Genomic DNA, 13,256 nt, shown 5'->3' on the forward strand with positions numbered 1-13,256 from the left:
TCCCGCTCCACGAGATCCGCAATTCGGAGAAACCCATGACCCCTGCCATCGCCGTTTCCGGCCTCGTCAAGGCCTACGGGCCGGCGCGCGCCCTCGACGGGCTCGACCTCACCGTGAACCCCGGAGAGGTGCACGGCTATCTCGGCCCGAACGGAGCGGGCAAGAGCACCACCATCCGCATCCTGCTGGGCCTGATCAGGGCCACCTCCGGCAGCGTCAGGCTGCTGGGCGGCGACCCCTGGGCCGACGCGGTCGCGCTGCACCGGCGGCTGGCGTACGTGCCGGGCGACGTCGAGCTGTGGCCCAACCTCACCGGAGGCGAGGCCATCGACGTGCTCGGCCGGCTGCGCGGCGGGCTCGACGACCGGCGCAGGAACGAGCTGATCGAGCGGTTCGAGCTCGACCCCAGGAAGAAGGCGCGGACCTACTCCAAGGGCAACCGCCAGAAGGTCGCCCTCGTCGCCGCCCTCTCCGCGGAGGTGGACCTGCTGATCCTCGACGAGCCCACGAGCGGGCTGGACCCGCTGATGGAGGCGGTGTTCCAGCAGGTCGTCGCCGAGGTCAAGGCCGCCGGCCGGACCGTCCTGCTGTCCAGCCACATCCTCGCCCAGGTCGAGACCCTCGCCGACCGGATCACCATCATCCGGGACGGAAAGGTCGTGGAGTCGGGGACGCTGGCGCAGCTGCGGCACCTGACCCGCACGACGGTCGTGGCCGGGACCGCCACCCCGGTGACCGGCCTCGACCGGCTGCCCGGCGTCCACGACGTGAAGACCGAGGGCGGGAGCGTGCGGTTCGGCGTGGACGCCGGACACCTCGACGCCGCCATCCGGCACCTCGCCACGTTCGGCATCGACTCGCTGGTCAGCCACCCGCCGACGCTCGAGGAGCTCATGCTCCGGCACTACGCGCACAAGGAGGCGGCATGACCACGACGGTTACGCGGGCGCGCGGCCGTACCGGATCGACGGCGGCGAGCGGCCATCTCACCGGCACCGGCGCGATGGTGCGGCTGGCGCTGCGCCGCGACCGGATCAAGCTCACCCTCTGGCTGGTCGGCATCACGGCCCTCGTCCCGCGTTTCTATTACGCCGCCGTCAGCGCGGTCGTGCCGACGCCCGAGGCCCTGGCCGAAGCCTCGCAGATGATCCGCGTCTCCTTCATGAGGGTGCTGGGCGGGCCCCTGTTCGGCGAGGTCAGCACGCAGAGCTACTTCCTGGCCGCGTACTGGGTCGAGTTCCTGCTGGCCGCCGCCATCATGAACATGATGCTCATGACCCGGCACACCCGGGCGGAGGAGCAGACCGGCCGGGCCGAGCTCATCCGGGCGGCCGTCGTGGGCCGGCACGCCCAGCTGACCGCGGCGCTGATCGTCGCCGTGATCAGCAACGCCGCGCTGGCGGCCCTCACCACCGCCGCGACGATCAGCATCGGCTTCCCCGCCGGTAGCGCCCTGCTGTTCGGCGCCTCCCTGGCCGCGACCGGGCTGCTGTTCGCCGGGGTCACCGCGGTCGCCGCCCAGGTCACCGAGCACCCCCGGGGCGTGAACGGGCTCGCGGGCCTCGTGCTCTTCGCGGCGTGGCTGCTGCGCGGCGCGGGGGCGCTGCAGAGCCAGGAGGGCGGTCCGCTGTTCTGGCTGTCGCCGATCGGCTGGTCGCAGCAGGCCCGGGTGCTGGCCGACGAGCGCTGGTGGCCGCTCGGCCTCTCGGTCGTCCTCGCCGGGCTGCTGGTCGCGGGCGCGTACTCGCTGGCGAGCCGCAGGGACCTCGGCGCCTCCTTGGTGGCCCCGCGTCCCGGCCGCGCGTCGGCGCCCGCCTGGCTGCGCTCGCCGTTCACGCTCGCGCTGCGCCTCCAGCAGGCGGCCATCCTCGCGTGGGGAGCCGCGTTCCTCGCCGTCGGCCTCGTCCTCGGCGCCATGACCGGGGGCATGGCCGTGACCGACCTCCCCATCTTCTCCGGCGCGGACTTCGGGCGGGCCTGGATCAGCCTCATGGTGTTCACCGGGTCCCTCTACACCGGCGTCTTCGCGGTCCTGTCGGTCATCCGGCTGCGGGCGGAGGAGGTGCGCGGCCGGATCGCTCCCGTGCTGGCCGGGCCGACCGGCAGATCGACGTGGTACTGGTCGTCCCTGCTGGTCACCGCGCTCGCCGTGGTCGTCCTGCCGCTGGTGTACGGCACCGCGCTCGGCGTCGGCGCCGCCCTGTCGACCGGCGAGCCCGGACTCGTGGGAGAGGTCGCCCGGGCGAGCCTGATCCGCGCCCCCGAGGTGCTGGTGCTGCTCGCCGTCCCGGCCGCGCTGCTCGGGCTCGCCCCGCGGGCGGTGAACGCGGCCTGGGCGGTGCTCGTCTACAGCGGGTTCATGCAGGTACTGGGGTCCTACATGAACCTGCCGGGATGGCTGGTGAACACCTCGGTGCTGTCCCACCTGCCCTGGCACCCGCTGGGGTCCTTCGCCCCGGTGGCCACGGTCGTGCTGACCGCGCTCGCCGCGGCCCTGGCGATCCTCGGCCAGTACGGGTTGCGCCGCCGCGACCTCGCCGCGGACGTATGATCGCTGTGGACGGATGAGCCCCGCGGCCCTTGTGGCGTAGGCCTGCCGCGGGCGCGACCGCTGTGTAATTCTGTAAACATGACCGAGCCCCCCATCGTCATCGAGCACCGCGAGCACGTGTGGTACCTGCTCGTCCAGGCCTCGCAGCTCGAGCACATGATCATGTGCCAGTACCTCTTCGCCGAGTTCAGCCTCAAGGCCGATGGCCTCACCGAAGAGCAGCAGGCCGCGGTCGATCGCTGGCGCCAGGAGCTCCACGGCATCGCCGTACAGGAGATGCTCCATCTCGCCCTGGTGGCCAACCTCATGTCCGCCATCGGCGCCGCGCCCACCTTCGGCAGGCCGAACTTCCCGCAGTCCTGCGGCGCGTTCCCGCCCTCGATCCAGCTGCGGCTGCTGCCCTTCGGCGAGGCCGCCCTGGCCCACTTCCTCTACCTCGAACGGCCCGAGGGCATGAAGCGGCACGACGCCGCCGAATTCATCTCCTGCGCCCCGCCGCCCGAGCCCATCGCCGCCGGCGAGATCTTCCCCCGCGCGCAGGAGTTCGCCACGGTCGGCCATCTCTACCGCGGCATCAAGGACGGCCTGACCGCGCTGGTCGCCAAGTACGGCGAGGAGCAGGTGTTCTGCGGTTCGCCCCAGGCCCAGGCCACCCCCGAGCTGTTCCGCTGGCCCGAGATGGTGGCGGTGACCGACCTCGCGTCGGCGTGCGCCGCCATCGACGAGATCATCGAGCAGGGCGAGGGAGCGCAGGGCGCCTGGCAGGACGCCCATTACGGCCGCTTCCTGAAGATCTGGGAGGAGTACCACGCGCTGCGGGCCGCCGACCCGGCCTTCGAACCCGCCCACCCCGCGCTCGGCGCCTTCACCCGCCAGCCCTTCGACGTGGGGGAGCCGCAGCCGCTCATCGGCGACCCGCGGACCCTGGCGCTGGCCGAGCTGTGCAACCTCGCCTACGAGGCGATCCTGTGGCTGCTCACCCGCTTCTTCACGCACACCGACGAGAGCGAGGAGGAGCTCGACGTCCTGATCAGCGCGGCGATCACGACGATGGCCGCCGTGCTGCGGCCGCTCGGCACCGAGCTGTGCCGGCGGCCCGCCGGCCCCGCCCACCCGGGACGCACGGCCGGGCCGGCCTTCGAGATGTACTACCTGATGGACAACGTGGTCCCCTGGCGCGAGGCCGCCTGGACGGTGCTGATCGAACGGCTGCGCCAGATCGCCGAGCGCTGCGCGTCCCACGCCGCCACGGACCCGGTGATCGCGGCGGCTTCGGAGCAGGTCACGGCGGTGGCCGACGCGCTCGACGCCGCCCGCGCCAAGGCGGCCTCCGGCATCACGGCTCCCGGCGGGTCCGCGTGACCCGCAACGCGCAGGCCGCGGCGGCTACGAGGAGGGCGGCGACGGCGGCGATGACCCGCAGGAGACCCTCGGCGGAGGAGGGGGCCGCGAAGTAGACGGTGCCGAGCCCGGCGACGGCCGTCACCCCGGTCAGCGTGGGGCCGGTGGAGTTGAGCGCCGAGATCGCCGAGGCGAGCCGTGGTTCCACCAGGTACGTGATCCGCGCGATCAGCGGGCTGTAGCCGGCGGCGTGCCCGGCTCCCGCGAGCAGCAGCAGCGGCACCGTGCCGTACGGATGCCACTGGTCGCGGTAGAGGAGCACCAGCAGGCCCGCTCCGGCCGCGAACGCGATCGGTCCGGCCACCGGCAGCGCGTTCCGCAGCCATGAGGGATAGCGGTTCCAGGTCAGGCTGAGCCCGCCGAAGCCGATCGCGTACGGGACGAACGCGAGCCCCGCCTGGAGCGGGGAGAAGCGCAGCACGGACTGCAGGTGCAGGGTCAGGGTCAGCAGGAAGACGGTGTAGCACCCCATGACGATCCAGCAGGCCACCAATCCCGGCTTCACCCCGTGCGGCCGCAGCGCCGCCAGGTCCAGGAGCGGGTGCCGCGCCCGGGTCTCGTAGCGGATGAACGTCACCAGCAGGGCGGCTCCGCAGGCGAGCGAGACCCATGCCCAGGCGGGCCAGCCCTGGTCCCGGCCGAAGATGAGCGGCATCGTGAACGCGGTCATGGCGACGGTCAGGAGAGCGGTTCCGGCCGGGTCGAGGCGTACGCGCTCGCCCGGGCGGGAGTCCAGCAGGACCCGCGGGCCGACCGCCAGCAGCACCGCGCCGACCGGGACGTTGATCAGGAACACCGGACGCCAGGAGAGGCCGAAGAGGTCGGCGCCCGCGACCAGCCCCCCGACGACCTGCCCCAGCGCGACTCCCAGGGCCAGCACCAGGCTGTAGAGGCCGATCGCGCGGCGGCGGGCCGGTCCGTCCCAGTGCCGCTGGATGAGCGAGAAGACCTGCGGCATCAGCAGCGCGGCCCCCGCGGCCTGAGCGACGCGGGCGGCCACCAGCAGGGGCGCGTTCGGGGCCAGCCCGCACAGCAGCGACGCCGCGGTGAACCAGCCCAGCCCGGCGAGGAACGCGCGCCGGTGCCCGACGATGTCACCGATCCGCGCGCAGGTGACCAGGAGCACGCCGGTGGTCAGCAGGTAGCCCGACACCACCAGCTGGACCGTGATGCTGCCGGCGTGCAGCCCGTCACGGATGGTCTGCGCCGCCACCGACACGATCGATCCGTCCATGGACGCCATGGCCTGGCCGGTGAGCAGCACGGCCAGCATCGGGCCGCGGCGGGCGACGGTGACTGCGGGAGGGGCGAGGTCGATCACGCGGTCGAGTATCGGCCGGGCGCGTCCCGTCGGTCTTGAAGATATTTGCACCCGGGCTTCGATCCGGCCGCTTTCAGGCCGGCGCGGGGCCGACCGACTGGCCCGACACCAGCGTGCAGGGGATGAGGATGTTCGGAGGGGCGTCCGGCACCCCTTCGAGCTGGTCGATCAGCGCGTTCACGCCGAGCCGGCCCAGCTCGGTGGCCGGCGCCGTCATGACGGTCAGGGACGGCTCGATCATCTCGCCGAGCTCGGCGGTGGTGGCCGCGGAGATGATCGACAGGTCGTCCGGCACGCTGCGCCCGAGCGCCCGCGATTCCTTGACCAGCCCCGCCGAGGCGCCCTCGTTCACCACGACGACGCCCGTCACCTGCGGGAAGTCCGCGCTGAGCCGGCGGGCCGCCTTCCGTCCTCCGGCCGACGTGCCCTCCACGGTGATGACGGTGGGCGGCTCGCCGGCGGCCGCCATCGCGGCGAGGTAGGCGGACTTCACCCGCATGATCCAGCCGGGCTCGTTCCCGGTCGAGACCCGCATCCGCAGGGTGACGAGCGCGATGCGCCGGTGGCCGAAGGAGCGCAGATGACCGACGGCCTGGTCGATCGTGGTGGTGAAGTCCATGTCGACGAACGGCAGGTCCTCGTCCTCGGTCCGGCCGATCAGCGCGAAGGGGAGCCCGGACGCGATCAGCCGGTCCACGCGCGGGTCGCGGAGCTGGACCTCCATGAGCAGCGCGCCGTCCACGAGACCGCCGGCGAGCAGGTGGGACATCTGCTCGTCGTCGTTCACCGGCCACAGCACGAGGTCGTAGCCGCGCTCGCGGGCGCCGTGGGCGGCGCTCATGAGGAACTGGTTGGCCGTGGCGATCGGCCGGGCTTCGAGGTAGGGGTGCAGCAGCGCGAGGATGCGCGTGCGCGAGCTGGCCAGCGCGCGGGCCACGACGTTGCGCCGGTAGCCGAGCTCCCGGATGGCCGCCTCGATGCGGGCCCGGGTCTCCGGAGCGACCCGCTTGGTGCCGTTGATGACGAAGGAGACCGTGGCGATGGAGACGTTGGCGCGCTCGGCGACATCGCGCATCGTGACCATGGATTGTCCCGCCTCCCACCTTGTGAGGACGCGCGCGAAGAGCAGGGTAACTCTATCGCGGGTCGTCGGTAAATCGCTTAACTAGTTATTGACATCACCGGGCGATAGGCGCAACATACTTCACAAGCAAGCGCGGTTAAGCGCTTTACCGACAGTTGTCCATGTTTCGAGAGCGATGCCTTCCGCATCCCCGGCTCTCTCCGTGACTCCATCCGCCAGTGGCCCGCAAGAACCACCCCCCTATGCCGCCAAGGAGTAGCTCACATGAAGACAGCGCGAAAGTGCCCAGGAAAGGCGCCCAAAGTAGCTGTCGCGGCAGCGGCCCTCGTCCCTCTCTCCCTGACCGCCTGCGGCGGATCGGCCTCCTCCGACACCGGATCGCTGACCGTCCAGGACTACTACGAACCCTCGCACGACGCGATCTACCAGGCCTGCGCGAAGAGCATCGGCGTCGAGGTCAAGATCAACCACATCCCGGGCGCCGGGCTGATCTCCAAGGTGCTCCAGCAGAGCTCCTCGCGCACCCTCCCTGACGTGCTGATGCTCGACAACCCCGACGTGCAGCAGATCGCCGCCTCCGGCGCGCTCGCGCCGCTGACCGACTACGGGCTGAACGGCGACGGCATGGTGGAGGCCGTCGTGAAGGCGGGCACGTACCAGGGCAAGCTGTACGGGCTCGCGCCGGCCGTGAACACCCTCACCATCTTCTACAACAAGGACCTGTTCGCGGCCGCCGGCATCTCGGCACCGCCCAAGACCTGGGACGAACTGCGCGCGACCGCCAAGAAGCTGACCCAGCAGGGCCGCTACGGCTTCGCCATGAGCAACATCAACACCTACGAGGGCTCGTGGCAGTTCCTGCCGTTCATGTGGGGCAACGGCGGCTCGGAGCAGAACATCGCCACCCCCGAGACCGCGCAGGCGCTGCAGTTCCTCCTCGACCTGCAGAACGACGGATCGATCTCCAAGAGCTCCATCAACTGGGGCCAGGGCGACGTGGTCAACCAGTTCGTCGCCGGCAAGGCCGCGATGGCGGTCAACGGCCCGTGGGTGATCCCGCAGCTGGAGAAGGAGAAGAACCTGAAGTGGGCGGCGTTCACGATCCCCACCCGGCTGGCGTCGCAGACCACGGTCGCGCCGCTCGGCGGCGAGGTCTACACGGTGCCGCGGACCGGCGACAAGACCAAGATGGGCAAGGCCGGTGAGTTCGTGAAGTGCCTCATCTCGCCGGAGAAGCAGCTCGAGTCGGCGAAGATCGAGCAGACCATTCCGTCGACCCTGAGCGTCGCCGCGGAGTTCGGCAAGACCAGCGAGGTGATCGCGCCGTTCGTCACGGCGGTGAAGACCGCACGCGCGCGCACCGCGATTCTCGGGCCGGACTGGCCGAAGGCGGCGACGAAGATCTACACCGCCGTGCAGGCCGCCCTGACGGGCAAGGCCGCGCCCGAGCAAGCGCTGCAGCAGGCGCAGAACCAGCAGTAGGGGCGGCTCGTGAGCGCGGCCAACCTTCATCTCACCGCAACCGGGGAGTCGCTCCAAAGGGACCGCCGGAGAACGGCCCGCCTGGCCCGGCACGGCGCGCAGTGGCTTTTCTCACTGCCGGCCGTCGTCTTGGTGGCGGTGTTCTTCGGGTATCCCATCGTCCAGAACGTCGTCATGAGTTTCCAGGAGTACACGACCTCGACCTTCTACACGGGAGAGGCACCATGGGTCGGCCTGGCCAACTATGCGAAGTCCCTGTCGAGCAGCCTTTTCACGACCACCCTGGTGAACACCGCCCTGTTCACGGTCGGGTCGATCTCCTTCCAATTCGCGATCGGGCTCGCCCTGGCGCTGTTCTTCAAACGCAATTTCCCGCTGAGCGGTTTCCTGCGCTCGCTGCTGCTGCTCCCGTGGCTGCTGCCGCTGATCGCCTCCAGCGCGGTCTGGAAATGGATCCTCGACCAGGAGAGCGGCGCCCTGAACCAGTTTCTCGGCCTGTTCGGCGTCGATCCGATCCCCTGGCTGGTCAGCCCCGGTCTCGCGCTCGCCGGCGTCATCGGCGTGAACATCTGGCTCGGGATCCCGTTCAACGTCGCGATCCTCTACAGCGGCCTGCAGGGAGTGCCGCGGGAGCTCTACGAGGCGGGCTCGCTGGACGGCGCGGTCGGCTGGAAGGCGTTCCGGCACATCACCTGGCCGAGCATCCGTCCGGTGGTCAGCGTCGTCCTCGTGCTCGGCGTCGTCTACACGCTCAAGGTCGTCGACATCATCCTCGGCCTGACCGGCGGCGGGCCGGCCAACTCCACGCAGACGCTGGCCACGAACGCCTACAACAAGTCCTTCGTCGAGTTCGACTTCGGGCAGGGCGCCGCGCTCAGCAACATCCTCATCGTGGTGTCGCTCGTCTTCGCCATGGTCTACCTGTACCTCTCACGCCGGGAGCCCGACGAGTGAACACCTCATCGACCGTGCGCCGGCTGCCCATGACCGTGCTGGGCATCGCCTTCCTGGCAGTGATGATCTTCCCGGTCTACTGGATGGTCAACAGCAGCCTCCAGGCCAGCTCCGGGGCCGCGACCACGGACTTCTTCCCGATCCACCTGACGTTCTCCGGGTACGCGACGGCCTTCTCCGAGCAGGGCCCGAACTTCATCACGAGCCTGACCATCGCCCTCGGGGCGGTGGTGCTGACGCTGCTCGTGGCCACCCCCGCCGCCTACGGCCTGTCCCGCTTCCGGAGCCGCGGCGCCAACGCGTTCGTGCTGGTGCTGCTGGTCACGCAGATGATCCCCGCGATGGTCATCGCGAACGCGCTCTATCCCCTGTTCAACTCGCTCAACCTGCTCAACAACGTGTTCGGCCTGATCCTCGCCAACACCGCCGGCGACATCCCGTTCGCGGTGCTGCTCATCCGCGCGTTCATGGGCTCCATCCCCAGGGCGCTCGTGGAGGCGGCGCTGGTGGACGGTGCGGGCAACTTCCGGGCGTTCGTCTCGATCGTCGTGCCGATCAGCAAGAACGCGATCGTGACCGCCGCGCTCTTCACCTTCCTCAGGGCGTGGAGCGACTTCCTGTTCGCGCTCACCCTGACCAGCACCCCCGAGGTCCGGCCGATCACGCTCGGCATCTACGACTACATCAACGCCAACAGCGAGGACTGGTCGGCCGTGATGGCCACCGCGGTGCTCGCCTCCATCCCGGCGGGCCTGCTGCTGATCTTCGCCCAGCGCTACATCGCCTCCGGCGCCATCAACGGCGCGATCAAATGAGAAAGGAACATGTGTGAAGACACACGTCACGGTATGGGGCGAGAACCGCCACGAGCAGCTCGAACCCCGGGTCGCCGAGATCTACCCGGACGGCATGCACAACGCCATCCGCCGGGGGATCGAGGGCTGGCTGGGTGACAGCGCGACCGTCGCCACGGCCACGCTGGACGATCCCGAGCACGGCCTGACCGAGGAGGTGCTGGCGAACACCGACGTGCTCATCTGGTGGGGTCACGCCGCCCACGGGGAGGTGGCCGACGAGGTGGTGGAGCGGGTGCACCGGCACGTCCTGTCGGGCATGGGGCTGGTGGTGCTGCACTCCGGCCACTGGTCGAAGATCTTCACCAAGCTCATGGGCACCACGTGCACGCTGCGCTGGCGCAGCGAGAACGACCGCGAGCTGGTCTGGACGGTGAACCCGACCCACCCCATCGCCCGCGGCATCCCGCACCCCATCGTGATCCCCGCGCAGGAGATGTACGGCGAGCAGTTCGACATCCCCACCCCCGACGAGCTGATCTTCATCAGCTCCTTCAGCGGCGGCGAGGTCTTCCGCAGCGGCGTCACCTTCCGGCGCGGCAACGGCAAGATCTTCTACTTCAGCCCCGGTGACCAGGACTACCCGGTCTACCACCACCCGGACGTGCTGCACGTCATCGCCAACGGCGCCGAGTGGGCGGCCGGTGACCGGTCGCGGCGGGAGCTGCCGATCCTGCTCCGCTACGAGACGGGCGACTTCTTCCACGGGCACGGCTACCGCGGCGCCCTGCACAACAAGGAGCACGCCGAGTGAACCGTTCCGGCGCGCGCCCGCTCCGCGTCGTGCAGGTCGGGGCGGGCGCGATGGGCGTGGCCTGGATGCGGACCCTGGCCGCGTCCGGCGACGTCGAGCTCGTCGGGGTGGCCGACCTCGACACGGACCGGGCGGCGCAGGCCGTACGGGCCGTCGGCGTGGACGCCGAGGTCGGCGCCTCGCTCGGCGAGCTCCTGGCGACCGGGCCGGACGCCGTCGTGAACGTCACGATCCCGGCGGCCCACACCGCGGTGAACGTCGAGGCGCTGTTCGCCGGGCTGCCGGTGCTGTGCGAGAAGCCGGCCGCGCCGACCCTCGCCGAGGCGCTCGTCCAGGCCGCCGCCGCCGAGGCGACCGGGCGGTTGCTGATGATCAGCCAGTCGCGCCGGTACTTCGCCGCCTTGGAGGCGTACCGGAGCCGGATCGCCGAGCTCGGCCCGATCGGGCTGCTCACCACCGGGTTCTTCCGGGCTCCGCGCTTCGGCGGCTTCCGCGACGAGATGGACCAGCCGCTGCTGGTGGACATGGCCATCCACGCCTTCGACGCCGCCCGCCACCTGCTCGGCGCGGAGCCGGTCTCGGTCGGCTGCGAGAGCTGGAACCCGTCCTGGAGCTGGTACCGGGGCGACGCGGCGGCGACGGCGACCTTCCTGTTCGAGGAGGGCACCCGCTACGTGTTCACCGGCAGCTGGTGCGCGGAGGGGGCGGAGACGTCCTGGAACGGGGAGTGGCTGGCCAGCGGCGCCAAGGGCACCGCGACCTGGGACGGCGAGGACCGCGTCAGGTCCAGCGCCGGCGGCGCCGTGGACGTGCCGCGGGGCGACCAGGAGCAGATCGCCGGGGCGCTCGCGGAGTTCGTGGCGGCGCTGCGGGCGGGGGTGGAGCCGGCGGGGGCGATCGCGGGCAACGTCCGCAGCCTCGCGATGGTCGAGGCGGCGGTCCGCTCCGCGGAGTCCGGCCGGCGCGTCGAGATCGACGCGCTGCTGGAGCTCGCCTACCAGGACGCGCTCTCGCACCCCGTACGCGAGGAGATCCGTACGCGGCTCGAGTCCTGGGGGACGGCGACGGCGGCGCTGCCGAGACAGCGGGCCGTCACGAGCTGACGCCGGCGAGGCCCGCGCGGATCGTCCGCGCGGCCTCAGATCGGGGCTGCGGCGCCGGTAGCTACGGTGTCCGGGCCGGAGGGAAGAGGAGCCGGACCGCCTTGACGACAGCGGCCCGGCGGGCCTCCGTGCCGGGGTCGCGCGCCTGCCGGGCGGACAGATGGGCCACCTCGGGCTGCCCGACCCAGGACATGGTGATCTGGCTGACGAGCGAGAGAATGTCGACCGGGTCCCATGCCGGGTCCAGGTGGCCGGCCCGCTGGGCGTCGCGGAGCTGTTCGAGCTTGCGGGTCATGGCCGCCCAGGTGGGGCTCTCGGCGTCGGGCGCCTCGCTCAGCTCCAGCCGGCCCCAGGCGAGCAGCCGGTAGTGCTCCGGGTTGCCGATGAAGTAGTCGAAGACCCGCCCGGCATAGCCGGGCAGGTCGGTGGGGTCCATGCGGGTGGCCTCGGCCATGACCGTCAGCTCCTGTCCCGCGACGAACGCGTAGAGCGCCTCCTTGCTGCGGAAGTACGCGTAGACGCGTTCCTTGCTGGTCCGGGCCTCCTTGGCGATCCGGTCCACCCGCGCCCCGGCGATCCCGTGCCGGGAGAACTCGGCCTTCGCCGCGGTGACGATCCTGTCGCGCGTCGAGTCGGCGGGGCCACGATCGGTCATGGATCAAGCCTAGTCAACCGAACCGTTCGGTTTGGCACCCGTCCCCTGGGAGGAGTAGCGTCAAACCGAACAGTTTGGTTTGACGCGTACAGGAGAGCACCCGATGCAGCACAGGACACTCGGCCGGCAGGGACTGCGCGTCTCCGCGCTCGGCCTGGGCACCATGGGCATGTCCATCGCTTACGGCCCCGCCGACGACGACGAGGGCATCGCCACCATCCGCCGCGCGCACGAGCTGGGCGTGACCTTTTTCGACACCGCCGAGCTCTACGGGGGCGGCGCCAACGAGGCGCTCCTCGGCAAGGCCGTCAAGGACTTCCGCGACGAGGTCGTGCTGGCCACCAAGTTCGGCTTCGACCTCACCAAGGACCCGCTCGGTCTCAACAGCCGTTCCGACAACATCCGCAAGGTCACCGAGAACAGCCTCAGGCTGCTCCAGACCGACCACCTGGACGTGCTCTACCAGCACCGCCCGGACCCGGACGTGCCCATCGAGGACGTGGCCGGCACCGTCGGCGAGCTCATCGCGGCCGGCAAGGTCCGGTACTTCGGGCTCAGCGAGGCGGGCGAGGACACCATCCGCCGCGCCCACGCCGTCACCCCGGTGTCCGTGCTGCAGACCGAGTACTCGCTCTTCGAGCGGGACGTCGAGGACAAGATCCTGCCCGTCGTGCGGGAGCTGGGAATCGGTTTCGTCCCCTACTCCCCGCTGGGCCGCGGCTTCCTCACCGGCGCGGTCAAGCCCGGCCACGAGTACGCCGAGGGCGACATGCGCCGCTGGGACGAGCGCTGGCAGGGCGACAACTACGCCTACAACCTGCGCGCCACCCAGCGCCTGACGGAGCTGGCCACCGCCAAGGGCATCACCGTCGCCCAGCTCGCGCTGGCCTGGCTGCTTGCCCAGGGCGAGGACATCGTCCCCATCCCCGGCACCCGCAGCCCCCGGCGCATCGAGGAGAACGTGGCCGCCGCCGGCGTGGAGCTCACTCCTGCCGACCTCCAGCGCGTCCTCGAGATCCTCCCGCACGGCTCGGCCGGCAGCCGCTACCCCGCCGCCTACATGCCCGCCGACTGGTAGGACGCGCCTCAGAACCCGG

At 70.9% G+C, this 13,256-nt stretch carries 12 protein-coding genes; 9 read left to right on the top strand and 3 right to left on the bottom strand.

What is annotated here, in order from left to right:
• The first annotated feature begins 35 nt into the window (after positions 1–35).
• The 3 genes from HD596_RS34870 (at position 36) to HD596_RS34880 (ending at position 3,913) form a co-directional block, all read left to right on the top strand.
• Complete coding sequence (locus HD596_RS34870) at positions 36–929, top strand: ABC transporter ATP-binding protein (protein ID WP_185073622.1); 894 nt, start codon at positions 36–38, stop codon at positions 927–929.
• The gene (locus HD596_RS34875; RefSeq protein WP_185073624.1) at positions 926–2,551 is read left to right on the top strand and encodes an ABC transporter permease; all 1,626 of its coding nucleotides are present in this window, start codon (positions 926–928) and stop codon (positions 2,549–2,551) included. The genes HD596_RS34870 and HD596_RS34875 overlap by 4 nt, the downstream gene beginning before the upstream one ends.
• Before the next feature lie 78 nt (positions 2,552–2,629).
• Positions 2,630–3,913: a ferritin-like domain-containing protein gene (locus HD596_RS34880; protein ID WP_185073626.1), complete on the top strand. Its 1,284-nt coding sequence runs from the start codon at positions 2,630–2,632 to the stop codon at positions 3,911–3,913.
• Here the strand turns inward: HD596_RS34880 and HD596_RS34885 are convergent.
• On the bottom strand, positions 3,888–5,273 hold the full coding sequence (locus HD596_RS34885; RefSeq protein WP_313045550.1) for an MFS transporter: 1,386 nt from the start codon (positions 5,271–5,273) through the stop codon (positions 3,888–3,890). The genes HD596_RS34880 and HD596_RS34885 overlap by 26 nt on opposite strands.
• Before the next feature lie 73 nt (positions 5,274–5,346).
• Positions 5,347–6,357, bottom strand: a complete 1,011-nt coding sequence (locus tag HD596_RS34890) for a LacI family DNA-binding transcriptional regulator (protein WP_185073628.1) — start codon at positions 6,355–6,357, stop codon at positions 5,347–5,349.
• Positions 6,358–6,621: 264 nt separating this feature from the next.
• On the opposite strand from HD596_RS34890, the gene HD596_RS34895 reads away from it, so the two are divergent.
• From HD596_RS34895 to HD596_RS65065, 5 genes are all read left to right on the top strand, one after another.
• Complete coding sequence (locus HD596_RS34895; protein WP_185073630.1) at positions 6,622–7,839, top strand: sugar ABC transporter substrate-binding protein; 1,218 nt, start codon at positions 6,622–6,624, stop codon at positions 7,837–7,839.
• A gap of 174 nt (positions 7,840–8,013) precedes the next feature.
• Positions 8,014–8,793: a carbohydrate ABC transporter permease gene (locus tag HD596_RS34900; protein WP_185073632.1), complete on the top strand. Its 780-nt coding sequence runs from the start codon at positions 8,014–8,016 to the stop codon at positions 8,791–8,793.
• Positions 8,790–9,608: a carbohydrate ABC transporter permease gene (locus tag HD596_RS34905; protein WP_313045553.1), complete on the top strand. Its 819-nt coding sequence runs from the start codon at positions 8,790–8,792 to the stop codon at positions 9,606–9,608. Before HD596_RS34900 ends, HD596_RS34905 begins: the two co-directional genes overlap by 4 nt.
• A 13-nt stretch (positions 9,609–9,621) precedes the next feature.
• Positions 9,622–10,401 (top strand): ThuA domain-containing protein, encoded by a 780-nt coding sequence (locus HD596_RS34910; RefSeq protein ID WP_185073634.1) that lies wholly within the window; start codon positions 9,622–9,624, stop codon positions 10,399–10,401.
• Positions 10,398–11,504 (top strand): Gfo/Idh/MocA family protein, encoded by a 1,107-nt coding sequence (locus tag HD596_RS65065; protein ID WP_221519648.1) that lies wholly within the window; start codon positions 10,398–10,400, stop codon positions 11,502–11,504. Before HD596_RS34910 ends, HD596_RS65065 begins: the two co-directional genes overlap by 4 nt.
• 61 nt (positions 11,505–11,565) lie before the next feature.
• On the opposite strand, the gene HD596_RS34920 is transcribed toward HD596_RS65065, so the two are convergent.
• The gene (locus HD596_RS34920; protein ID WP_185073636.1) at positions 11,566–12,159 is read right to left on the bottom strand and encodes a TetR/AcrR family transcriptional regulator; all 594 of its coding nucleotides are present in this window, start codon (positions 12,157–12,159) and stop codon (positions 11,566–11,568) included.
• A 103-nt stretch (positions 12,160–12,262) separates the two neighbouring features.
• Here HD596_RS34920 and HD596_RS34925 point away from each other — a divergent pair, with 103 nt between their 5' ends.
• A complete protein-coding gene (locus tag HD596_RS34925) occupies positions 12,263–13,237 on the top strand; it encodes an aldo/keto reductase (protein WP_185073638.1) in 975 nt (324 codons plus the stop codon).
• Positions 13,238–13,256 lie beyond the last annotated feature (19 nt).

The sequence above is a fragment of the Nonomuraea jabiensis genome, from assembly GCF_014204795.1.
Classification (GTDB): domain Bacteria; phylum Actinomycetota; class Actinomycetes; order Streptosporangiales; family Streptosporangiaceae; genus Nonomuraea; species Nonomuraea jabiensis.